Annotated in this window: 20 protein-coding genes and 1 pseudogene; 15 read left to right on the top strand and 6 right to left on the bottom strand. The window is 71.1% G+C overall.

From position 1 onward, the window contains the following. Positions 1–113 precede the first annotated feature (113 nt). On the top strand, positions 114–1,136 hold the full coding sequence (locus ACFWP5_RS29610) for an SDR family oxidoreductase (protein WP_384163030.1): 1,023 nt from the start codon (positions 114–116) through the stop codon (positions 1,134–1,136). 33 nt (positions 1,137–1,169) lie between these two features. On the opposite strand, the gene ACFWP5_RS29615 is transcribed toward ACFWP5_RS29610, so the two are convergent. Both ACFWP5_RS29615 and ACFWP5_RS29620 read right to left on the bottom strand, forming a co-directional pair. Continuing rightward, positions 1,170–2,018, bottom strand: a complete 849-nt coding sequence (locus ACFWP5_RS29615) for an EamA family transporter (protein WP_384163033.1) — start codon at positions 2,016–2,018, stop codon at positions 1,170–1,172. Positions 2,019–2,243: 225 nt separating this feature from the next. Continuing rightward, a complete protein-coding gene (locus tag ACFWP5_RS29620; RefSeq protein ID WP_384163036.1) occupies positions 2,244–3,200 on the bottom strand; it encodes an LLM class F420-dependent oxidoreductase in 957 nt (318 codons plus the stop codon). Between the two features lie 675 nt (positions 3,201–3,875). Here ACFWP5_RS29620 and ACFWP5_RS29625 point away from each other — a divergent pair. Further along, positions 3,876–4,211: pseudogene (locus ACFWP5_RS29625) on the top strand (aldolase/citrate lyase family protein); the annotation flags it as partial. 112 nt (positions 4,212–4,323) lie between these two features. Further along, positions 4,324–4,569 carry a hypothetical protein gene (locus ACFWP5_RS29630; protein ID WP_384163145.1) on the top strand — a complete coding sequence of 82 codons (246 nt, stop codon included), beginning with the start codon at positions 4,324–4,326 and terminating at the stop codon, positions 4,567–4,569. Between the two features lie 23 nt (positions 4,570–4,592). Here ACFWP5_RS29630 and ACFWP5_RS29635 read toward each other — a convergent pair whose 3' ends face one another. After that, complete coding sequence (locus ACFWP5_RS29635; protein WP_384163039.1) at positions 4,593–4,967, bottom strand: YybH family protein; 375 nt, start codon at positions 4,965–4,967, stop codon at positions 4,593–4,595. Here ACFWP5_RS29635 and ACFWP5_RS29640 point away from each other — a divergent pair. The 7 genes from ACFWP5_RS29640 to ACFWP5_RS29670 all read left to right on the top strand — a co-directional run bounded on the left by ACFWP5_RS29640 (position 4,966) and on the right by ACFWP5_RS29670 (position 12,852). Continuing rightward, a complete protein-coding gene (locus ACFWP5_RS29640; RefSeq protein ID WP_384163042.1) occupies positions 4,966–5,820 on the top strand; it encodes a dienelactone hydrolase family protein in 855 nt (284 codons plus the stop codon). The genes ACFWP5_RS29635 and ACFWP5_RS29640 overlap by 2 nt on opposite strands. Before the next feature lie 368 nt (positions 5,821–6,188). Next, complete coding sequence (locus tag ACFWP5_RS29645) at positions 6,189–7,514, top strand: aminotransferase class I/II-fold pyridoxal phosphate-dependent enzyme (protein WP_384163045.1); 1,326 nt, start codon at positions 6,189–6,191, stop codon at positions 7,512–7,514. Positions 7,515–7,589: 75 nt separating this feature from the next. Then, a complete protein-coding gene (locus ACFWP5_RS29650) occupies positions 7,590–8,483 on the top strand; it encodes a dihydrodipicolinate synthase family protein (protein WP_384163048.1) in 894 nt (297 codons plus the stop codon). A 12-nt stretch (positions 8,484–8,495) separates the two neighbouring features. Then, positions 8,496–9,767, top strand: coding sequence for an MFS transporter (locus tag ACFWP5_RS29655; protein WP_384163051.1), 1,272 nt, complete (start codon positions 8,496–8,498; stop codon positions 9,765–9,767). A gap of 139 nt (positions 9,768–9,906) precedes the next feature. Beyond that, positions 9,907–11,238, top strand: coding sequence for a cytochrome P450 (locus ACFWP5_RS29660; protein ID WP_384163054.1), 1,332 nt, complete (start codon positions 9,907–9,909; stop codon positions 11,236–11,238). 255 nt (positions 11,239–11,493) lie between these two features. Next, on the top strand, positions 11,494–12,021 hold the full coding sequence (locus ACFWP5_RS29665) for an RNA polymerase sigma factor (protein WP_384163057.1): 528 nt from the start codon (positions 11,494–11,496) through the stop codon (positions 12,019–12,021). A 54-nt stretch (positions 12,022–12,075) separates the two neighbouring features. Continuing rightward, a complete protein-coding gene (locus ACFWP5_RS29670) occupies positions 12,076–12,852 on the top strand; it encodes a hypothetical protein (protein WP_384163060.1) in 777 nt (258 codons plus the stop codon). Between the two features lie 105 nt (positions 12,853–12,957). Here the strand turns inward: ACFWP5_RS29670 and ACFWP5_RS29675 are convergent, their stop codons facing one another. The 3 genes from ACFWP5_RS29675 to ACFWP5_RS29685 all read right to left on the bottom strand — a co-directional run bounded on the left by ACFWP5_RS29675 (position 12,958) and on the right by ACFWP5_RS29685 (position 16,932). Continuing rightward, positions 12,958–14,415 (bottom strand): benzaldehyde dehydrogenase, encoded by a 1,458-nt coding sequence (locus ACFWP5_RS29675; RefSeq protein WP_384163133.1) that lies wholly within the window; start codon positions 14,413–14,415, stop codon positions 12,958–12,960. 64 nt (positions 14,416–14,479) lie between these two features. After that, a complete protein-coding gene (locus ACFWP5_RS29680; protein ID WP_384163063.1) occupies positions 14,480–16,099 on the bottom strand; it encodes a thiamine pyrophosphate-dependent enzyme in 1,620 nt (539 codons plus the stop codon). Further along, positions 16,096–16,932 (bottom strand): FadR/GntR family transcriptional regulator, encoded by an 837-nt coding sequence (locus ACFWP5_RS29685; RefSeq protein WP_384163066.1) that lies wholly within the window; start codon positions 16,930–16,932, stop codon positions 16,096–16,098. Before ACFWP5_RS29685 ends, ACFWP5_RS29680 begins: the two co-directional genes overlap by 4 nt. A gap of 219 nt (positions 16,933–17,151) precedes the next feature. Between ACFWP5_RS29685 and ACFWP5_RS29690 the strand changes: the two genes are divergently transcribed. The 5 genes from ACFWP5_RS29690 to ACFWP5_RS29710 all read left to right on the top strand — a co-directional run bounded on the left by ACFWP5_RS29690 (position 17,152) and on the right by ACFWP5_RS29710 (position 21,571). Further along, the gene (locus ACFWP5_RS29690) at positions 17,152–18,003 is read left to right on the top strand and encodes a hypothetical protein (protein ID WP_384163069.1); all 852 of its coding nucleotides are present in this window, start codon (positions 17,152–17,154) and stop codon (positions 18,001–18,003) included. Positions 18,004–18,104: 101 nt separating this feature from the next. Next, positions 18,105–19,043: a fumarylacetoacetate hydrolase family protein gene (locus ACFWP5_RS29695; RefSeq protein ID WP_384163072.1), complete on the top strand. Its 939-nt coding sequence runs from the start codon at positions 18,105–18,107 to the stop codon at positions 19,041–19,043. 16 nt (positions 19,044–19,059) lie between these two features. Next, complete coding sequence (locus tag ACFWP5_RS29700) at positions 19,060–19,644, top strand: NADPH-dependent FMN reductase (protein WP_384163075.1); 585 nt, start codon at positions 19,060–19,062, stop codon at positions 19,642–19,644. Continuing rightward, the gene (locus tag ACFWP5_RS29705; RefSeq protein WP_384163078.1) at positions 19,641–21,143 is read left to right on the top strand and encodes a DHA2 family efflux MFS transporter permease subunit; all 1,503 of its coding nucleotides are present in this window, start codon (positions 19,641–19,643) and stop codon (positions 21,141–21,143) included. Before ACFWP5_RS29700 ends, ACFWP5_RS29705 begins: the two co-directional genes overlap by 4 nt. Continuing rightward, positions 21,140–21,571 (top strand): heme-binding protein, encoded by a 432-nt coding sequence (locus ACFWP5_RS29710; RefSeq protein WP_384163081.1) that lies wholly within the window; start codon positions 21,140–21,142, stop codon positions 21,569–21,571. Before ACFWP5_RS29705 ends, ACFWP5_RS29710 begins: the two co-directional genes overlap by 4 nt. Positions 21,572–21,629: the final 58 nt, after the last annotated feature.

The raw sequence follows: 21,629 nt of genomic DNA on the forward strand, positions 1-21,629 counted from the left end.
GGATAGTCCGGGACGGGGGGACGGGGGGACCGGGGGACGGGGAGGACAAGGGGGACGCGGGGACAGGAGAGGAACGGAGCCACGACGAATACGCCCGGACGAAAAGGACGAGCATGAAGCAGCAGACCGTTGTCATCACCGGAGCCAGCGCCGGCATCGGCCGGGCTACCGCACGGCTCTTCGCCGAGCGAGGCGCCAACGTCGTTCTCCTCGCGAGGGGCAAGGCGGGCCTGGACGCCGCGACCGCCGATCTCGAAGACAGGGGCGGCCGCGCCCTCGGCGTGCCCACCGACATGGCCGACCCCGCACAGGTCGAGGCCGCGGCCGTGGCCGCCGAGGAGGCCTTCGGACCGATCGACATCTGGGTCAACAACGCCTTCACGTCGGTGTTCGCGCCGTTCATGGAGATCGAGCCCGACGAGTACAAACGCGTCACCGAGGTGAGCTATCTGGGCTTCGTCAACGGCACCCGGGCCGCGCTCCAACGCATGATCCCGCGGGACGCCGGCGTGATCGTGCAGGTCGGATCGGCCCTCGGTGACCGGGCCATTCCGCTACAGTCCGCCTACTGCGGCGCCAAGCACGCCGTCAACGGCTTCACTTCGAGCGTCCGCACGGAACTCATGCACCAAGGCAGCCACGTACACGTGACCGTGGTGCAGATGCCGGCGGTTAACACCCCACAGTTCTCTTGGGTGTTGTCGCGGCTGCCGAAGTCCCCTCAGCCCGTACCGCCCATCTATCAGCCCGAGGTGGCCGCCCGAGCCGTCGTGAACGCGGCGGACCATCCACACCGCAAGCAGTACTACGTAGGCGCCTCCACCGCCGCGACCATCCTCGCCAACAAGGTGGCGCCGAGCCTGCTGGACCGCTATCTCGCCCGCACGGGCTACGCGTCGCAGCAGACCGACGAGACCGACGAGAGCGGACCCGGGGCCCGCAGGACCAACCTCTGGTGCCCCGCGGACGAAGCCCCGGGACGCGACTACGGAGCACACGGCACCTTCGACGAGACGTCCCACCCCCGCTCGGCCGAGGCGGCGCTCGCGCGACACCCCGGGCTCGTGCTGGCCGCCGCGACGGGAGCGGTGGCGACGGGGTTGGGAGCGGTGCTGCGCCGCAGGCGCCGACGGTGAGACCAACTCGTGTCCTCGCCCACGACACACGACTCAGCGCAGGGCGATCAGGCCGATGGCCAGTGCCGCGCACACCAGACCGAAGCCCTGGCGACGGTTGAGGCGTTCCCCCAGGAACAGCAGGGCGAGGACGACGGGAATGGCGGGATACAGCGACGAGAGCACCGTGGCCACGGCCATGAGCTGCCGCGTGGTCGCCTCCAGATACAGCACGATGGCGGCCGTCCCGACCATGCCCGCGGCCACCGCTGCCGCCCACGCTTCGGTCGGCATGGTCCAACGGCCGCCGTACGAGGGCAATACGCCGGCGATGACGACGACGGACACCACCCGGCTCAGCACCACCGGCCACAGACCGCTGTCGCCGTCCACCTGGGCCATGGCCAGGAACTGCAGACCGAACCCGACGCCGGCCACCAGGGCGCTCGGCACCCCCTCGGAGATCGTCCCGTTGCTCTCCCCGGCCGTGCCCGGTGTGTCCTGCGAGACCAGCCACAGCGCCGGCAGCACGGCAGCCATGCCCACCCACACGAGCGCGGCGGGGCGTTCCCCGAGCAGCACCACGCCCACCAGCACCGGCAGCGCCACGGCGCCGACGTCGCTCACGGGGACGACGACGCTCATCGCTCCCTGCGACATCGCCCGGTAGAGGAACGCGACGCCCACCCCCGTTCCGACCCCCGACAGTGCTCCCCAGCCGTAGTCCGCGAGCGAGGCGGAGCCGCCGGGCAGACTCGGCGCCAGGACGAGCGCGAGGGCGGTCCCGCCCAGCTGGGCATGGAGTGCGACGGTCATTCCGTCGACCCGCCGGGACAGCAGACCGTTGACGAAGTGGGTGACTCCGAAGCACAGCGCGGATACCAAGGCAAGGGACTCACCCATCGCTTGCGCTCCTCGCGACGGCGGTTGTCGGGGACGGTCGCGGGAGTCCGTCGAAGGGGAGGCAGGGTGTCGTGATCAGCGGCCGAGGGCCCGGCCGAGGGCCCACCCTTTGTAACTGCCGCTTGTTCATGGAGGAGGGGCCGTGGACGTTGCGTGGTGCGCCTCTCCGAACCGATCCGCGGGTTCCCGCTCCACGGGTCGCGTGTCGCGCTCGCACGGGGCTCGTCAGTTCCCGATTCGGGGCAGCACTTTGGTGCGGTAGAAGTCGAAGAAGCCTTGTTGGTCCGGCCCGATCTGGTTGACGTAGACGGTGTCGAAGCCGGCGTCGACATACTCCTTGACTGCCTCCACGTGGGTGTCCGGATCGTCGCCGCAGGTGACGTTCGCCTCGACGCGATCGGGGCCGACGAGCTCGGAGGCCTGCTCGAAGTGGCGTGGGGTGGGCAGGAGTTGGGCGAGTTCGCCGGGGAGCTGTTCGTTGGCCCAGAGGCGGTGCGCCGTACGGACGGCTTCGTCCTTGTCGGTTCCCCAGCACACTTTGAGTCCTGCGGAGACGGGCTTGGTTCCGCCACCGCCGCGTCGGAACCGTTCGATGGCGGGGGCGTCCGGTGCCATGGTGATGAATCCGTCTCCGATGCGGCCGGCGACCTCGGCGGCGTGCGGGCCGAAGGCGGAGACGTCGATGGGGACCGGCTCGTCGGGGACGGTGTAGAGGCGGGCGTTCTCCACGGTGTAGTGCTTGCCCCGGTGGCTGATCTGCTTCCCGGTGAACAGCTCGCGCATCACGTGCACCGCTTCTTCCAGCATCTCCAGGCGTACGTCGGCCTCGGGCCACGCGTCGCCGAGGATGTGCTCGTTGAGAGCTTCCCCGCTGCCGATGCCGAGCCGGAAGCGGCCGTCCAGTTGTACGGCGCTGGTGGCCGCCGCCTGGGCGACGACGGCCGGGTGCGTACGGATGAGGGGGCAGGTCACGGCCGTCTGCACAGGCAGCGAGACGGCTTGCGAGAGCGCGCCGATCACCGACCAGACGAAGGGGCTCTGCCCCTGGTTGTCGTTCCAGGGATGGTAGTGGTCCGAGATCCACAAAGACGTGAACCCGGCCTGTTCCGCCATCCTGGCCTGCTCCACCAACTCGGCGGGACCGTGTTCCTCACAGGAGAGGAAGTATCCGAACTCCGTCATGACGCTCTCCTCACGGGTAGGGGCCGTGCGCTCTCCGGGTGACCGACCGGCGCGCCGGGAAACGTCGACTCCCCCGTGTGCGCCTATGTCGAGTCGGAGACTTCGGCGCCCCCCGTGGAGATCTGTAGTTGTGACGATGCCGTGGGCAGGCGCACGGAACGACTGGTTGGCAGCGGTCCTGGGGCGGCCGGCCGAGGACCGCGTCAGCTGCCTGGCACGGGGTGTTGTGTTCTTCGTCGTACGCCTCGTTCAGCCGGTCGAGTGCGGCTGTGCGTGCCGCGTACCCCGTCTCTTCGCACTGGCGACTTGTTGCGTCGCGATAGCGAATGGCGTACGGGTGGCAGGCATCGGTTCTGGCGGCTGCAGCCGCGGCTCTTGAAGAAGCTGTCCACCCCACCGAACCTGCGGCTGCACCAACCGCGAGATGTTGATCAGCATCCCCATCGGTACCTCCCACTGACTCAATGCTGACTTCGACGACGGGTCGTCAGGTCTCTGGGTAGGTCGGGCGCGAGGGGCGGTGAGAGTGCCCCGTGGAAAGCATCAACTTTGCGGGAGTGAAGGTCACGGGATGGAGCGTGTATGGGCATGCCCGGCTGCCCGGACTGTTCTGCTGGTTGAGGGTTCGACTTCGTCGTGATCGACGCCGAGCACGGCGCGATCGGCACCCGCACGATGTCGACCATGATCGGGCCGGCCCGGGGCTGCGGGATCGCGCCCTTCGTCCGGGTCGCCGGCACCGCGCCACGTGACTCCCAGGTCCCGCTGGACGCGGGTGCGGCCGGCCTGTTCGTCCCGCAGGTCGATGACGCCGCCCGCGCGCGGGACGCCGTACGGGCGACACGGTTTCCCCCGCTCGGGCGGCGCGGGGCCGGCAACTCCGGACAGGCCGGGCGGTGGGGACTCGATGCCCTCGGTGAGTATCTGCGCTCCGGCAATGAGGAGGTGCGTCTCGTGGTCCAGGCCGAGAGTGTCGGAGCCCTCGACGCCCTCGACGCCCTCGGCGAGGTCGCCGGCGTCGACGCGGTCTTCATCGGCCCGACTGATCTCGCGGTCTCCGGCCGGTTCCGCAAGGGCGACGGACATCGTCCGGGCCGGCGTCCCTCGCACCCACATCGAGGAGGTGGGTCGCTACGACGAGCTGGCCGTGCACGTTGCTACCAGCGGCCACGTGGGTATCCACCCCGGGCCGATCGCGTTCACCAACTCCCTGCCCACGGTGGTGTTTCGGCGGATCGCCGACGCTTCCGACGGCGTCCGGATCTGCGCGATCACCCGCGCTGATGCCCCCACCGATGCCCTCGCGGACCTTGTCGCGAGCCTGCGGTCGATCGTCGGGTCGCTTGATATCGACGAGTGGCTCGCTTGACGTGCTGGGAGCGGACCCGCAGATCAGGGGCTCAAATGCTCGTGCTGCATCTTCCATCCACCATCCCGTTTCGCGAGCACGTTCGTGCCCCGTCCCTGTCCGGACCGAGGACGGCCGTCGACCACCCCCGTCCAGAAGAAGCGATACCGGCACACGGCGTGGTCGGCAGACAGGACAACCCACTCAAGATCCTGGATTTCGTACACCTCGTCCTGGATGGCCGCGAAGGTCTGCTCGATTGCTCCCGTGATCTCGCCCAGGCCCCGATGGGAACCGTCGGAGAACCAGTAGACGGCATCCGAATCGATCAACGGCGCCACACGATTGATGTCGTGAGTGTTGGTGGCCTGCTCATACCGCGTCATGAACGCCGTGAGCTCGGCAGTGAGATCTGACATGGGGACGGCCCTCTCCAGTGTCGAAGTCATGAACAGTCGAAGCCGCGAACAATCGTGGCGAGCTTGGATTTCCTCGTGCTTTGATGGCGATGTGAGTCAGCATGTGGTCTGGTCCGACTGCCGCCCGGGATCTGATCACTCCACCCAGCGCTCGTTCGTGATCAACCGGCCGCTCTCGACGGTTCCTGGCACCGTGTGGACGCCGAGCGGTCGGTCAGGGGCAGTCCCTCTGGTGTTGCTGGGGCACGGTGGCGGTGGCCATCGACACAGCGACCGAATCTTGTCGATGGCCGACCGGATCACATCGTCCGGCTGCGCGGCCGTAGCGATTGACGGCCCGTTCCACGGTGAGCGGGTGGCGTCGCCTCTCACGCCGGTGGAGTACCAGAGCCGGATGGCCGCCGAGGGTATCGGTCGGGTGCTGGACCACATGGCCGACGACTGGGTCGCCGCGCGTGACCTCCTGGTGGAGGTCGGGACAGCCGCCCCGACACGCCAGGCGTACTTCGGGTTGTCCATGGGTACTCGCTTCGGCCTCGCTGCCGCGCTCGCCCTCGGGCCGGGGCTGAAGTGCGCGGTGTTCGGAAAGTTTGGCACGCAGTCAACTCCCGGCATCAATGCCGGACTTCACGCCCCGCACCGCGTCTTGAGCGACGCCTCCGCCATCACCGCACCAGTCCTCTTCCACGTGCAGTGGGACGACGAGATCTTCCCGCGGCAGGGGCAACTCCAGCTGTTTGACGCCTTCGCGAGCTCCGGCAAAGAACTCCACGGTTTCGCGGGAGGTCACCGTCACACTCCGGAGCACGCCTCTGCCGTGTGGCACGGGTTCATCAACCGCCACATCGCGTAAGCCGACCGCCCTCCGGTACTCCGGCTCGGTGCGGGTTTCCTATTCGGGGCTGAAGTGCCCTGTGCTCCAAGGGTGTTCGGCCCCCGCGGGCGTTCGGTTGACGGCGCCGATCGCCGCTTCGGGCGCGGGCGCGGGCGCAGACGCGGAGTCGTAGCCGGGTCGTAGCCGCGAGTCCCGCGACGACAGCCCGCCGCCGGGACCGGGCTCCCTGCGGGCGCGGACAGTGACCGACACCATTCGCACTCACCCACTCACCCACTCACCCCGAACCCGCGACCCATGAAAACCGAGCCCACCCATGACGTATCTTTGGCATAGGACAAACTTTGGCATAGGGCGAATTCCTCTGTTCGAGCGGAGCTGAAAACGTGAGCATCAAGGGCACCACCGCGGCCGAGATCGCGGGGAGTGTGCGGGACCAGGTCGCTTCGGGCGAGTTGGCGCCGCGGGCGAGTCTGCCCCCGGTGCGCGTGCTCGCGGCCGAGTTGGGGGTCAACCGGAATACGGTTGCCCTCGCGTACCGGCGGCTTGTCGAGGCGGGGGTGGCCGAGACGCGGGGGCGCGGCGGGACGGTGGTCGCGGCGGTGCCGCAGTTCGCGCGTGAAGGCGTCGCGGCTGGTGTCGCGGGCGACTGCGTCGACCTGGCCAGTGGTAATCCCGACCCGATGTTGTTGCCCGACATCCTGGGCGCCGCCCGGCGCGGGGAGTACAGCCCGCCGCTGTACGGCGCGCCCGCCATCGACCCGGGGCTGGACGCATGGGCCCGTGCCGACTTCGCCGAGGACATCGATCAGCCGTTCCGCACGCTGGTGACGCACGGAGCGGTGGATGCCACCGAGCGGCTGCTGAACGCTCACCTCACCCGCGGGGATCTGGTGGCGATCGAGGACCCCTGTTTCCTGGCGAGCATCGGGACGTTGCGGCTGAGCGGTTACCGCTCCGCGCCCGTCGCGGTCGACGGCGCCGGTATGCGCCCCGGCGCGCTGCGGGCCGCCCTGGAGGCCGGCGCCCGCGCGGTCGTCTGCACGCCCCGCGCCCACAACCCCACCGGTGCGAGCCTCACCGAGGAACGGGCGGCCGACCTGCGTGCGATCCTCGCGAAGCACCCCCAGGTACTCGTGATCGAGGACGATCATTTCTCGGCGGTCTCCGCGCGGCCGTACCACCGGGTCACACCACCAGGCAGTACGCGTTGGGCGTTGGTGCGGTCCGTGTCCAAGTTCCTCGGACCGGATCTGCGCCTTGCCCTCGTCGCCGCCGATGCCGAGACCACCGCGCGCCTGGAGGCGCGGTTGAGCGCCGGCACCACCTGGGTCAGCCGCTTGCTGCAACACATCGCCCGTGAACTCCTGTTGGATCCCCGGGTCCACGAACTCCATGAACGGGCCCGTGAGTTCTACGCCCGGCGCAGTGGCCTGCTCGTCGAGCGGCTGCGCGCCCAGGGCATCGAAGTCCCGTACCGGCCCGACGGGTTGAACGTATGGGTCGAACTCGACGTCGACGGACGGGCCGTGGTTGCCGCCCTGGCGCAGCGGGGTTGGGCGGTGCGGCCAGGCCACCTCTTCGCGCCGGATCCGGCCGCCCACCAGGGCGCGATCCGGGTCACCGCCTCCACCGTCACCGAGCCGCAGGCCGAGGCCTTCGCCGCCGAACTCGCCGCGGTCGTGGCGGAGTTGCGCTCGACGGCCAGCTGACCATCACGAACACCCCACCCCCCCACTGTTCGCCGCCTTTCCCATCCACTTGTCCCACCCACTCAAGGAGCCATCATGTTCCGCGGCCTGAGCGCCTTCCCCCTCACACCCACCAGCGAGCAGGGCATCGACGAAGCGGCGTACGCGGCGCTCGTCGCCGGCCTTGCCGCCGCCGGCGTGGACTCGATCGGCGCGCTCGGTTCCACCGGCGGGTATGCCTACCTCACCCGGGAGCAGCGCGCCCGCGCCGCGAAGATTGCGGTGGAGGCCGCCGACGGGACTCCCGTCATCGTCGGGATCGGTGCGCTGCGTACCTCGCACGTGCTGGAGCTGGCCGAGGACGCCCAGAAGGCGGGCGCCTCCGGAGTACTGCTCGCCCCGATGACGTATCAACTGCTCACCGAGGACGAGGTGTTCGGCCTGTACGAGGACGTCACGCGCGAACTTTCCGTGCCGCTGTGCGTCTACGACAACCCGGGCACCACGCACGTCCACTTCACCGACGAACTGCACGGCCGTATCGCGCAGTTGCCGAACGTCGGCTCGATCAAGATCCCCGGTGTGCCCGAGGATCCGCGCGAGGCCGGGCTCCGCGTCGACGCGTTGCGCGCGCTGATCCCGGAAACCGTCACCATCGGGGTGAGCGGCGACTGGACGGCGGCCCGTGGCCTGAACTCCGGGTGCGACGCCTGGTATTCGGTCATCGGCGGCACCTTCCCGCGGACCGCCCTCGCCCTCACCCGCGCCGCGCAGGCCGGCCACGCGGACCAGGCGGTGGAAGTGTCCGAAGGACTCGAACCGCTGTGGGCCCTGTTCCGCCGGCACGGCAGCCTGCGCGTCATGTCGGCTGCCGCCTCCCACCTCGGCCTGACGGGCGAACCGAACCTGCCGCGTCCCCTGCGAGGACTGGACGAGACCGCCCGCGCGGAGGTCGTCGCCGCGCTGGACGCCCTCGGCCTCACCTCCTGAGCGCGAACCGCCATGGGGGAGCAGCACATAGCAAGCACGCGGCGGGTGTGGGCAGCTCCGCCTTCGCCCGGCAAGGGCGGCAGGGGCGGCAAGGGTGGCAACGGCCTGGCGCGTTACGTCGTCGCCGCGGCCCTCGCCCGTACGGCGGACGGCGGAGCGGTGGTCGCCGTCGTTCTGCTCGTCACCTCGTCCGGTGGCTCCGGGACGCTCGCCGGGGTGCTCGGTGCGTGCATCACCGCCCCGCACCTGCTCGGCCCCTTCGTCGCCCGGCCGCTGGACCTCGCCCGCGACGGCCGGAAGGTCATCGCGGCGGCCTGCCTGCTGTACGCCGTCGCGCTGACCGGGGGAGTGCTGACGTACGGCCACGCGCCTGCCGCACTGACCGGGCTGCTGCTGGCCGCGGCCGGCACCTGCGGGCCGCTGCTGACCGGCGGTATCAGCAGCCGACTGCCCGCCATCGTCGGACCGCGACCGCCACTGCGCGCGCAGCGGCGGGCCCAGGGCTGGGACGTGGCCACCTACGGCATCGGCGGCACCGTCGGCCCGTCCCTGGTGGCCACCCTGTCGGGTTGGGTCTCGCCCACCGCGGCGGCTCTGGCCCTCGCGGTGGGGGCGGCCGCGGCTGCGGGCGGCGTCCTGCTGCTGCCCTTCACCGCGCCGTCCCACGGTGGCGACAGGACGGCGATCCGCAAGCCGGGAGCGACTCTCGCGCTGATAGCTCGCACGGGTCCGCTTCGGCGCACCGTCTACCTGACGATGATCGTCGCCCTGAGTGTCGCCGCCCTGCCGATCACCGCGGTCCACATGACGAAGATCCTCGGCATCGAACCGGCCACCGCGGCAGTACTGACCGCCGCCTACGGCCTCGGCAACCTCACCGGGTCCATAGCCGTCATGGTCTTCCCGCTCACGGGCGACCCGGAGCGGCTGATGCGCCGCCTCGCCCTGGGCGTCGTCGCCGGTCTCCTCACCGTCACCGCGAGCCCCGCCTTCACGGTGACCGCCTCGGCCTACGCCCTCACCGGCATCCTCAACGCCTTCTTCTTCGCCTCCACCCTCGCGGCCCGCACGGAGTACGCGCCGAGCGGAGCGCGCGGCCAGGTCTTCATCTGGGTCGCGGCCCTGAAGATCACGTCCGGCTCCGCCGGAACGGCGTTGGCCGGCTCCCTGACGGGCGTGACCGTCGAACTGCCGCTCGTCGTCGGCCTCTTGGCGGTTTCTGCGGCTGTCGTCGCCGCGACTGTCGAGACGCGCTTCGGGAGAGTCGACGAGGAGCGCCCGTGACGGTGACCGTGCCTTCTGTGCACTCTTGAGCAACGAGCCGAAACACGCCCCAGCTCCCGTTAGACGCCGACATGAACCGACACAGCCTGTTTCCGGAACGACAACTCCTCCATGTCCGTACATGATCTAGCCTGGCGCGATGCGCACCGTTACTTCGCTGCTCCCGGCCTTTCGGCCCCAGGTCCAAGAGCGCCTCTACGACTTCTACGAGGAGTTGCGGAACACCGACGAGCTCTTCTGGGACCGTCACCTGAGCGCCTGGATCGCGACCGGGCACGGAGTGGTCAGCAGCGCCGCGGGCAACCCGGGGCTGTCGTCGGTGCGTTATCCCGACATCGAGGCCGTGTCCGAGGAACTGCGGCCGCTGGCCCGGGTCTTGAGCCGGCAGATGCTCTACAACGACGCCCCGGACCACTCCCGGCTGAGGGGCCTGATCAGTAAAGCCTTCTCTCCGCGGGCAGTTGAGACCCTCCGCGCCCGGATCTTCGAAGCCGTCGACCGGATCATCGACGAGGCGGCGCCGACCGGGCGGATGGACATCGTCGCGGACCTCGCGCGCCCGCTGCCGCTGACCATCATCTGCGACCTCCTCGACGTACCGCAGGAGGACCGTCCCGCCCTCACGGCCTGGTCGGAGCCGGTCGCCGAGGCCATAGGCAACTCCCGGCTCGACGCCGACCGCAACCGCGAGGCCTCGCAGAGCATGGCGGACATGCTTGCCTACTTCCGCGAACTCCTCACCAGTCCGGAAACCCCGCCGGCCCCGGACAGCCTGCGCGCACTGGTGACCGCACAGGCCGAGAACACCGACCAGGACGCCGACGAACTCCTCGCCAACTGCGCCCTGTTGCTGATCGCCGGCCACGAGACCACCACCCACTTCATCGGCAACGCCACCCTCGCCCTCCTCCACCACCCGCACGCGGCCGAACAACTCCGCAAGCGGCCGGACCTGTTGCCCGCCGCGGTCGAGGAACTCCTGCGCTACGACGCCCCGGTGCAGCTCATGCTGCGCCGGGCGCGGCACGACCTGGACCTGGCGGGCCGCACCATCGCCGAAGGGCAGACGGTGCTCCTGGTGTGCGGCGCCGCCAACCGGGATCCGGCGGTGTTCCCCGATCCCCACGTGCTGGACTTCGAGCGGCCCGGCGGACGGCACATGGCGTTCGGACACGGTCCGCACTTCTGCCTCGGCGCTGCGCTGGCCCGGCTGGAGGGCACGATCGTCCTGGAGGCCCTCCTCACCCGCCTCCCCGACCTTCGTCTCGACGGCACCGAGCCCCCGAAGTGGCAGCGCAGCCTCAACTTCCGCGGCCTCACCCGCCTGGACGTCGCCTTCACCCCGCCGTCGGACGAGGCAAGCGACACGCGTGTCATGCCTGCCCACGGTTCCCCGAGGGCCCTCGACCACACGACCCACGTCGGCGAGTGCCCCTTCCGGCCGGAGCCCGGAGACGCCCCGGACGCGTGACCCCGGCCGAGCGCTCCGCCCTTGTCACCAACGGGGCGGAGCGCTCACCCGTCTCCTCGACCACCTTCACGCGGCTCCGCACCTCGCCCTCGCGGAATTCCGTGGCCAGTTGGGCGCTGCTCAGGCCTTGGGCGAGCTGACGTACGCCCGCGATCCCCGGACCTGAACGGCCGAGCCCCAACACGGTTTCCCTGAACACCTGTTGCACCCGTACGCGCGCCGGACACGTAGGGGCAGACGCCAGGAAGGAAGTACATGCCCATTGCCACCGAAGCCCAGTTCACCGAGGTGTACCGGGCGCACTACGAGGACGTGCTGCGGTTCGTCCGTCGTCGCGCGCATCCGATGAACGTCGATGACGTCGTCGGTGAGACGTTCCTCGCGGCGTGGCGCCGACGGCGCGAACTGCCCGAGGACACACGGCCCTGGCTGTTCGGCACCGCCCGCAATCTGATGCTGAACGCGAACCGGGGCATGCGCCGGCAGTCCGCGCTCGTCGTGCACATCGGTCGAATCGCCACCGTCGACGCCCACGACCCGACGGACGGCGTGGACAGCCGGCTGGAGTTGGTCGAGGCCTGGCAGGCGCTCGCCGCAGCCGACCAGGAAGTCCTCGCGCTGCACGTCTGGGAGGACCTCACCGCCAAGGAGGCGGCGCGGGTACTGGGCTGCACCCGGGCCTCGTACTCCATGCGCCTCACCCGCGCGAAACGACGCCTGGCCGGCCAACTGGGCCATGCCGCCGCCACCGAGGCGTCCGCGCTCTCCCTCTCCACACGCTGACCCACGCGCTCCTCACGTACTGCCCACGCACTGAACAGAAAGCCAGGAGTTCTCATGACCAACGACCTGCTCGCCCGCCTCGCCGACCTCGACGCCGCGCCGCGCCGTACGCCGTCCGCACAGGAGACGGACCGTGAGGAGACGCTGCTGCGGACCATCCTCGACGACAGCGAGCGCCCCGGCCGCTCGGTCGGCGCCACGTTCCGCCGCCCACTGGTACGGCGACTGTCGTTCACGGCGGCCGGGGCGCTCGCGGCCGGCCTCGCGCTGGTCGCGGTGAACGGCGGTCTGCCCGGTCTGGGCGGTTCGGGCCCGCTGTCCTCCTCGGAACTGGCCAGCTGGACCGGTACCGCCAAGAGCGTGGACGTCGCCGCCGCGCGCGGTTCTGCCGCCGGAAAGTGGTGCCTGGACGTGAACGGCACCGGCGCCGAGCCGGTGATCAGCAACGCGGACCTGCGCGGGAAGGTCGCCTCGATGGTCGTCACGCGCGGCGACGTGTCGGCCTACTGCCTGGCCGGTTCGGACGGAGGCACGTCGATGGGCATCTCCCCGGTGCGCCAACAGCCCGACGGACACATCAAGGTGGACACGCTGGGTTCCCGGGGCAGCGGCGACGAGGAGCTCAACTACGTGGTCGGCTGGGCGGGTTCGGACGTCAAGGGCATCACCGTCCGGGACCACGGGCACACGACCGAGGCCACGATCGAGGACGGCCGCTTCACCGCCTGGTGGCCCGACGGCGACCCCGACGGCGCGATCACCGGCACCGTCACCCTGCACCTGGCCGACGGCTCGACGCACACGGTAAAGGGCGACACCCTGCTCGGCTGACCGGACCGAGCGAGCCGCCTCGCAGATCACGTGGACCGTCGGACCAGGTCGGGTCCGACGGTCCATCTCGTCGAGCAGGCCTGACGTCCCTCACGCCCGCATCCTTCAGAAGGGATACGGTGCCTGGCTCGCCCGAGCCGTGATCCAGCGGGTCTCGGTGAACGCCTCGATGTTCGCCGCGCCGCCGAAGCGGGCCCCGGTGCCGGAGGCGGCGACGCCGCCGAAGGGGGCCACGGCCTCGTCGTTGACGGTCTGGTCGTTGATGTGGACCAGGCCGGTGGGGATGCGCTCGGCGAGGTCGAGGCCGCGCATCACGTCCGAGGTGAGGATGCCCAGGGACAGCCCGTACGGCGTGGCGGTGGCCAGGGACACCGCGTGGTCGAGGTCGGTGAAGGTGCGCACCGGTGCGACCGGGCCGAAGACCTCTTCCGCGTAGGCCGGAGACGCGTCGGTCACCTCGGTGAGGACGGTGGGCCGATAGAAGAGCCCCTCGTACGTGCCGCCGGCCACCAGCCGGGCACCGCCGTCGACACTCGCGGTGACCAGACCGTGGATCTTGTCCCGTTGGCCGTGGTCGATGACCGGGCCGAGCGCCACGTCCTCCTTCGCCGGGTCGCCGACCGGGAGGTGCTCGGCCTTGTCCGCGAGCCGTGCGACGTACTCGTCGGCGATCGAGGCGTGCACCAGGTGCCGTCCCGTCGTCATGCAGACCTGCCCCTGGTGGAAGAAGGAGCCCCAGGCGGCGGTGGACGCGGCGCGGTCGAGGTCCGCGTCCGGGAGCACGATCAGGGCGGAGTTCCCGCCGAGTTCGAGGTGGGCGCGCTTGAGGTGCTCGGCCGCCGCCGCGCCGACCCTGCGGCCCGCCGCGGTGGAACCGGTGAAGGAGATCACGCGCACCTGCGGAGCCACCACCAGCGCGGCTCCCGTATCGGCGCCGCCCGGCAGGAGGTGGAGCAGGTCGGCGGGCAGCCCGGCCTCCTCGAACACCCGCATGATCGCCACCCCGCCGGACACGGCGGTCCGCAGGTCGGGCTTGAGCAGTACCGCGTTGCCGAGTGCCAGAGCCGGGGCGACGGAGCGGATACCGAGGACGAGGGGCACGTTGAACGGGGCGATGACGCCCACCACGCCCGCGGGCACCCGGCGGGCCAGGCTGAGCCGGGGCTCAGCCGTGGGCAGCACCTCGCCGAGGGGACGCGAGGCGAGTGCGGCGGCCTCGTAGCATTCCTGGGCCGCGGTGGCGGTCTCGAAGTCCGCCTTGCCCGGGATGCTGCCGGCCTCGCGGATCAGCCACTCCTGGATCTCGTCGGCATACCGGGTGAACAGGTCTCCCGCGCGGCGCAGTACGGCGGCCCGCTCGGTGTAGGGGACGCGGGCCCAGCTGGTCTGTGCGCGGGCGGCTCGTTCGGCCGCGATGACGACGTCCTCGGGGGTGGCGACGCCGATGACGTCCAGGACCTCGCCGGTGGCGGGTTCGGTCACGGGGGCGGTGCCGCCCGTAGGAGCCGTCCAGCCGCCGATGTGGGCGTTGCCGGACCAGAGGGCGGGATCGAGCAGGGACATGACGGCCTCCAGGTGCGGGTTGGGGTGCGGGAGGAGCACGACCAGGGGGTGGCGGGCGGTCGCTTCAGGGCTGGAACGTGCCGTCGGCCGTGACCGAGATGTCGAGGACCAGCGGCTCGGTGCGGTCGGCCAGGCCGGGGCAGAGGGCGTCGAGCGTCGCGCACAGGTCGGCGTACTCGGTGATCCGGCGGGCGGGGCAGCCGAGGGACTCCGCGAGGCCGGCCACGCTGATCTCGCCGAAGGCGGGCCACGGGGGCTTGCCGCCGTGCTGCCCGGCCAGCTTGTCCATGACCGCGTACCGGCCGTTGGAGAGGACGACGAAGACGGCGCCCACGCCGTAGTGCACGGCGGTCCACAGGGCCTGGATCTGGTAGAGCGACGAGCCGTCGCCGACGACGGCGACCACGGGACGGCGCGGCTGCCCCATGCGGACCCCGACCGCGGCCGGCAGGGCGAAGCCGAGGCCGCCCATGGCGGCGCTGAGGAAGCCGAGCGGCGCGCGGGCCGGCAGCAGGGCGTGCAGGTCGGGACGGGAGGAGGGAGTCTCCTCCACGAGCACCGTGTCGGCGGGCAGGCGCACTGAGAGGGCAGCCAGGACGTGGGCGGGCGTCAACGGCGCGCCCGCGGCGGGGGGTTCGGGGTGCGTGACCCGGCGTAGCGGCTCGGACGCGGCGGCCTCCGTCCTGGCCGGGGTGCGTCGGGCGAGGCGGCCGCAGAAGTCCGGCAGGGGTGTGACGACGGCGAGTTCGGCGGCGGAGTGCTGGGCCTCGGCCGGGTCGTCCGTGATCACGATCACCCGGGCGTCGGTCAACTTCCCTGGTGTGTAGGGGTATTGGCGCAGGAACGGGGCGCCCACACACAGCACCAGGTCGTGCCCGTCGAGCGTGGCGCGCAGCCGGGGCCGGTCGGCGGGCAGGTGACCGGCGAACAGCCGGTGGTCCTGCGGGAATCCGGCACGTGCCCCGAAGGGCTCCTGCCATACGGGGCAGTCGAGCCGTTCGGCCAGCCCGCCGAGCGCGGCCCAGGTGTCCTCGCTGTCGGCGCCCGCCCCCACCACGAGGACCGGGGACGTGGAGCGGGCGAGCAGACGGGCGACCTCGGCGACCGCCCGGGGGTCGGAGGCCGTCGGCCTGCGGACGGCCGCCGGTGCGGCGAGCGGCAGGTCCTCGGCCGGCTCGGCCCAGTCGTCCATGGGCACGAGGACCAGCGCCGGGCCGCGCTCCTGACGGGCGGCGTGCACGGCCCGGCCGATCGCGCCGGGCACGTCCTGGGCGCGCACCGGTGACTCCACCCGTACCGGATAGTCCCCGGCCAGCCCCTCCAACCGCCCGGCGAGGAACGGCTGTTGGGCGAGATGGCGCCGGTCCTGCTGGCCCACCAGCACCACCAGGGGCGCCCGGTTGACCCGCGCGGTGGCCAGTGCTCCGACCGCGTTGCCGAGTCCCGCGGTGGTGTGCAGCAGGACCAGGGCGGGCTGCTCGCGGGCGAGCGCCCAGCCGGTGGCGGCACCCACCACCGAGCCCTCGTGCAGGGCGAGGACGAAGCGCAGGTCCTCGGGCAGGTCGGCGAGCAGGGAGACCTCGGTGGAGCCCGGGTTGGCGAAGACCGTGGTCAGCCTGTGCTGCCGCAGTACGTCGAAGGTGGCGTCGCGGACGGTGCGGGGCGTGGGCGTCGGCGCGGTCACGACCGGGCGGCCCGGTTCGGGGCCTGGCCGCCCAGGGTCACGTTCGACCGCAGCCATGCCGTGAGGGCCTCGGTGAGGCCGGCGTCCGAGGCGGTGGACGTGCCGTTCCCGTCGTCCTTGCGGGTCAGGGCGATGCGTTCGACCACCTGGCGGTGGTAGTCGCGGACCACGGAGGCCGCGTGCCGGGGGTCGCGCGAGGCGATCGCGGCCACGATCCGCATCCGCTCGGTGTGGAGGGCGCCGGCGACCTTGCCCCAGTCGCCGCTCTCGCCGCCGGACAGTTTCACTGCGAGCCCGAGCTGCATGGAGGTGATGAACCGGCACAGCCCGGCGAGCAACGGGTTGTGCGAGAGGTCGGAGAGGGTGCCGAAGAAGTGCTCAAGGGCGGCGGCCGATCGCTCGACACCCTCGGCGGCGGGAACGGCTTCGGCGGCCTCGCGCAGCCGGGCGACCTCCTCGTCGGAGGCGTGCTCGGCGGCCAGCTCCGCCGCGTAGGCGTTGAGCACGCCGAGCAGGCCGAACACCTCCCGGGCGCCGACCTTCTCGACCTGCACGACCGACGCGATGGACACGGCGAGCAGGGTGTCGCCCTGCGCGGTGACCGTCGCCCGGCTGCCGTTGCGGGTGTTGACCAGACCCATGGCGGTCAGCACGCGGACGGCCTCGCGGACGGTGGGGCCGCTGACGTCGTAGTAGGCGGCCAGTTCCCGTTCGGAGGGCAGGCGTGAGCCGTCGGGCAGGCTGCCGCCGAGGATCTGCGCGCGAAGGTCCTCGACGATCTGGTCGGCCACGCGGCCGCGGAAGATCTTCGCCGGGGTGTGAGGCACGGACATGTCGCTCCCAAGGGTGTCCCGGGCCGGGGGCCGGACCAGGATGGTCCATTCAAGGCAACAGTAACCTACCTAGTAGGTTGATTCAAGATCTGGCCTGCCTCGGGTCAGGGGCCTGCCTGTTCTCTTCATTTTCCATGAAAGCTCGCCGCCTACCTTGACATCAACCTACTAGGAAGGTTTCGTGAATGGGCGTCAAGCACCCGATCACGGAGGACAGCGATGAAGATCGCGCCGTTCGATGAGAACGCGTACAAGATGGACCACCCCAGGGGGACGGTCTCGTTCAACTACCTGCTCATGGGGGACCGGGCCAAGCCCCTGGAGAACTACCGCTACATCCTGGGCCGTCAGGAGGCCGACTTCCTGATGCCCCGGCACTGCCACACCTTCGAGCAGATCCGGCTGCCGCTGGTGGGCGACATGAACCTGGGCGAGCAGGGCATCCTGCGCGAGGGCGAGGTCGGCTACTTCCCCGAGGGGCAGACCTACGGCCCGCAGGACGACAAGCTCACCGACCCCAGGCAGCTCCAGCTCGTGCTGCAGTTCCCCGGCGCCTCCGCTCTCGGCATGGCCGCCGGCCGCGGCCGAGGCCCGGACAACAAGGCGGCCCAGGCCGAGCGCCGCCCCCTGCGGGAGCAGAAGTTCCCCAAGCCGCGCTACAACGGCGTGGTCGTCAGCAACCCCGAGCACTTCAACTGGCTGGCGGTGGCGGGCTGGCCGGGTGTGAAGCGCCGGCATATCGGCACCTACACCGAGCGGCAGTTCTGGATCGAGTTCCTCAAGATCGAGGCCGGCGCCGAGTGGATCTCGGAGAGCGAGAACGCCAAGCGGTTGACCGTGGTGCTCTCCGGCACCGGCACGGTGGAGGGGACCGGGATCGGCGAGCTCGGCGCGGTCGAGGCCGACCCCGGGGAGAAGGCCCGCTACACCGCGACCGACGAACTCGTGCTGTTCACCGTCGGCCTGCCGCCGATCCAGCTCTCCGACGAACCGGACGACGACAAGTTCGTCACCATCGTCACCGACGGCGGCATCCGCTTCGAGAACCCCAAGGACGCCGACAACGACTGAGTCCTCCGGCGTCGGGTGGCGGCCCGGTCCGCAACTCGGGCCGCCCCGCCCGGCGCCGCCGTACCCGACTCGCCCGTCCCCACGGAAAGCTCCCCTCACCAGTGAAAATCGCCTCGCGGCGGACTCCCTTCGGCGATCGTCTCTGTTTCGCCGAGGTCGTTCCGCACCACCTCATCGACATCCGGGCCGCGTTCGTGCGACGGCTGGAGACCGACGGCGTCCACCGGGACGACGCCCTGGCCCGCGCCCGCCACACACTCCCCGGCGATCTGCCCACCCTCCTCCAGACCGACCCCCAACTCGCCTCCCTGCACCGCCTGTTCGAGTGGACCGCGGACAACGTCGACACCGGCGTACTGGACCAGGACTGTCTGTGGTCCGACGAGCCCACGCGGCTAGGGCCGCCCGTCGGCAAGCCGCACACCGTCTGGTGCATGCTGCGCACCTATCCGCGCAGTCCGCCCGCCCCCGGTCAGGAGCCACCTGCCCGCCGCGGCCTTCAAGGCTGCCTCAAGGCCCCCGGTGCCCTGGTCGGTCCGCACGACGACCTGCGGTACCCGGCGATCAGCGAACAGGTCGCCCCGGAAACGGAGTTGGCCGTCGTCATCGGTCCCCGCTCGGGCCGTCTCACCCACGACAACGCCCTGCGCGCGGTGGCCGGTTACGTCAGCTTCTGCGACGTCGGCTCCCGGGACGTCTCGGAGCGGGACAACAACCGCATGGACCGCGGCAAGGGCTTCGACACCTACGGGATCTGCGGCCCCTGGTTCGTCACCGCGGACGAGATCCCCGACCCGCACGCGCTGCGGATCCGGCAGTGGGTCAACGGCGAGATACGCCAGGACGGCGGCACCGCCGAGATGTTCCACCCCATTCCCGAGCAACTGGCGTGGCTCACCGCCGCGTTGACCCTCGCGCCCGGAGACGTGCTCTCCACCGGCTCCCCGGCAGGGCACGGTCCCGTGCGGCCCGGCGACGTCGTCCGCAGCGAGATCGAGGGGCTCGGAGTCATCGAGAACACAGTCGTCCCGGGCGACTGAGCGACCGGAGGTCACCATGTCCCAACCCCGTCTGCACATCGTCGTGGGCAGCACCCGCCCCGGCCGCCGCGGCCCGGCCATCGCCGGCTGGTTCCACGAACTGGCCCTGGAACACGCCGGCTTCGACGCCGGACTCGTCGACCTCGCCGACGTAGGACTGCCGCTCCTGGACGAACCCCGTCCTCCGCAGCGTGGCTCCTACGAACACGCGCACACCCGGCGCTGGAGCGAGACCGTGAGCGCCGCCGACGCCTTCGTGTTCGTGGTACCCGAGTACAACCACAGCTACAACGCGGCCACCAAGAACGCCCTCGACTACCTGGCCAGGGAGTGGCGGGGCAAACCCGTCGCCTTCGTCGGGTACGGCGGAGTCGCCGCGGGCGCCAGAGCCGTACAGGCCCTGCTTCCGGTCGTGATCGCCCTGGGTATGGTGCCGGCGGCCGCCGCCGTGCAGATTCCCTTCGTCCGGCTGTCGTTCACCGCAGACGGCCGCTTCGAACCGGCCCCCGGTCTCGACGAGAACGCCACCGGCGTGCTCGACGACCTGCTGCGGCTGACCGCCGTGCGCCCGGCGAGCCGGCCGACCGCCCCGGTCGGATGAGCGCCGACCCGGCCGCGGCGCCCGCCGAGGAGATGGCGGGCGGGCGGCGCGGCCCGCGCATCGCCGTCAGTCAGAAGACGGCCGTGTGTGTCGTCTATGTGGCCGGGCTGTTCCTGAGCACCCTCGACATGACCATCGTCAATGTCGCCCTGCCCACCATCGGGCAGGCCTTCGACGTCCCCTCCACGGCCGTCGACACCGTGTCGATCGCCTACCTGGTGAGCCTCTCGGTCTCCGTGCCGGCGTCCGGCTGGCTCGGCGACCGTTTCGGCGGCAAGCGCACCCTGCTCACCGCCGTCGCCGTCTTCACGCTCGGTTCGGCGCTGTGCGGCACGGCGCAGAGCCTCGGCCAACTCGTCGCCTTCCGTGTGGTGCAGGGCGCGGGCGGCGGCATGCTCGCCTCGGTGGGCATGGCGATGCTGCTGCGCACCTTCGCCCCGCACGAACGGGTGCGGGCGTCGGCCGTCCTCAGTATCGCCAACGGCCTCGCCCCCACCCTGGGCCCGGTGCTCGGCGGCATCCTGGTCACCCAGGTCTCCTGGCGGGCGATCTTCTACGTCAACGTGCCGATCGGCGCCTTCGCCGTGGCGTTCGGCGCACTGTGCCTGCGCAACCAGCCCGCGCGGCCCACCGAGCGCTTCGACCTGACGGGATTCCTGCTCGCCGCGTCCGGCTTCGGACTGGTGATGTACGGCGTCTCGGAAGGCCCCGGGCACGGCTGGGGCACGCCCTCCGTGACCGTCGCCCTGGCGTGCGGAGCCGTCCTGGCCACCGTGATGGTCGTCGTCGAACTGCGCAAGCGGTCCCCGATGATCGACGTACGGCTGCTGAAGGACCGGCTGTTCGCGTCCGGTACGACCGTGATGACGGTGGAGTCGGTGACCTTCCTGGGCACTCTGTTCACCCTCACCCTCTATCTGCAGGACGCGCGGGGCATGACACCGATGGCCGCGGGCCTCACCACCTTCCCCGAGGCGCTCGGCGTGGTCACCGGATCGCAGCTCGCGAGCCGCGTCCTGTACCGGCGGCTGCGCCCGCGCCGGCACCTCGTGCTCGGCGCGGGCGGAACCAGCGCGGCCGTCGCCGCGATGGGCCTGCTGCTACGGCCGGAAACCGCCCTGTGGCTGGTCGTACCGCTGCTGTTCTGCCTGGGACTCGCCGTCGGCCAGGTCTTCGTGGGCACCCAGTCCGCGTCCTTCGCCACGGTGTCCTCCTCGTCCTCCGGCCGGGCCTCGACGCTGTTCAACGTCGGCCGCAGGCTCGGCGGAGCCGTCGGCGTCGCGGTGGCCACCACCGTCCTGGTGACGGCCGGCACGGCGGGCGCGCACACCGCGCCCGGCATGTCCGGCTACCGCGCCGCCTTCCTCGCCCTGGCCGCACTCAACCTGCTCGGCCTGTACGCGGCCACCCGCGTCAGCGACACGGAGGCGGCCGCCACGATTCCCCCGTCCCCATCCGACCGACCCGTCCCCAAAGAAGAACAGGAGAGTCAGCCATGACCGCACTGAGCCTGACCCAGGCGTCCGAGATCGTGGACGCAGCGCTGAGCCACGCACACGAACTGGGCCTTCGCCCGCTGACCGTCACCGTCCTCGACCCCGGCGGCCACCCGCTGGTCGTCAAACGCGAGGAGAAGGCCGGCATCCTGCGCCCCCAGATCGCCCACGCCAAGGCATGGGGCTGCCTCGGTACCGGCCAGGGCGGCGCCGCCGGAGCCCGGCACGCCACGCGGGACCCCGCGTTCTTCGCCGCCCTCGCGAGCATCTCCGAGGGCCGTATCGCCTCCTCCAAGGGAGGTGTTCTGATCCGGGACGAGGACGGCGAACTGCTCGGCGCCGTCGGCGTCAGCGGCGACCGGCCCGACAACGACGAGGCCGTCGCGGTCTTCGGCGTGGAGAAGGCAGGGCTCGTCGCCGACGCGGGCTGACCGCCCCCGCGCCAGGGCCGGGACCGGAGGCTCAGGACGGTCCCGGCCCGTACCGGAA

The sequence above is a fragment of the Streptomyces sp. NPDC058469 genome, from assembly GCF_042721125.1.
Taxonomy (GTDB): Bacteria; Actinomycetota; Actinomycetes; order Streptomycetales; family Streptomycetaceae; genus Streptomyces.

Excerpts from the sequence above, each read along its gene's own strand:
- ACFWP5_RS29685 (WP_384163066.1), bottom strand. The coding sequence starts at position 16,932 with ATGTCCGTGCCTCACACCCCGGCGAAGATCTTCCGCGGCCGCGTGGCC.
- ACFWP5_RS29700 (WP_384163075.1), top strand. The coding sequence starts at position 19,060 with ATGTCCCAACCCCGTCTGCACATCGTCGTGGGCAGCACCCGCCCCGGC.
- ACFWP5_RS29615 (WP_384163033.1), bottom strand. The coding sequence starts at position 2,018 with ATGGGTGAGTCCCTTGCCTTGGTATCCGCGCTGTGCTTCGGAGTCACC.
- ACFWP5_RS29650 (WP_384163048.1), top strand. The coding sequence starts at position 7,590 with ATGTTCCGCGGCCTGAGCGCCTTCCCCCTCACACCCACCAGCGAGCAG.
- ACFWP5_RS29620 (WP_384163036.1), bottom strand. The coding sequence starts at position 3,200 with ATGACGGAGTTCGGATACTTCCTCTCCTGTGAGGAACACGGTCCCGCC.
- ACFWP5_RS29610 (WP_384163030.1), top strand. The coding sequence starts at position 114 with ATGAAGCAGCAGACCGTTGTCATCACCGGAGCCAGCGCCGGCATCGGC.
- ACFWP5_RS29675 (WP_384163133.1), bottom strand. The coding sequence starts at position 14,415 with ATGTCCCTGCTCGATCCCGCCCTCTGGTCCGGCAACGCCCACATCGGC.
- ACFWP5_RS29655 (WP_384163051.1), top strand. The coding sequence starts at position 8,496 with ATGGGGGAGCAGCACATAGCAAGCACGCGGCGGGTGTGGGCAGCTCCG.
- ACFWP5_RS29660 (WP_384163054.1), top strand. The coding sequence starts at position 9,907 with ATGCGCACCGTTACTTCGCTGCTCCCGGCCTTTCGGCCCCAGGTCCAA.
- ACFWP5_RS29710 (WP_384163081.1), top strand. The coding sequence starts at position 21,140 with ATGACCGCACTGAGCCTGACCCAGGCGTCCGAGATCGTGGACGCAGCG.
- ACFWP5_RS29670 (WP_384163060.1), top strand. The coding sequence starts at position 12,076 with ATGACCAACGACCTGCTCGCCCGCCTCGCCGACCTCGACGCCGCGCCG.
- ACFWP5_RS29640 (WP_384163042.1), top strand. The coding sequence starts at position 4,966 with ATGGGGACGGCCCTCTCCAGTGTCGAAGTCATGAACAGTCGAAGCCGC.
- ACFWP5_RS29690 (WP_384163069.1), top strand. The coding sequence starts at position 17,152 with ATGAAGATCGCGCCGTTCGATGAGAACGCGTACAAGATGGACCACCCC.
- ACFWP5_RS29665 (WP_384163057.1), top strand. The coding sequence starts at position 11,494 with ATGCCCATTGCCACCGAAGCCCAGTTCACCGAGGTGTACCGGGCGCAC.
- ACFWP5_RS29635 (WP_384163039.1), bottom strand. The coding sequence starts at position 4,967 with ATGTCAGATCTCACTGCCGAGCTCACGGCGTTCATGACGCGGTATGAG.
- ACFWP5_RS29705 (WP_384163078.1), top strand. The coding sequence starts at position 19,641 with ATGAGCGCCGACCCGGCCGCGGCGCCCGCCGAGGAGATGGCGGGCGGG.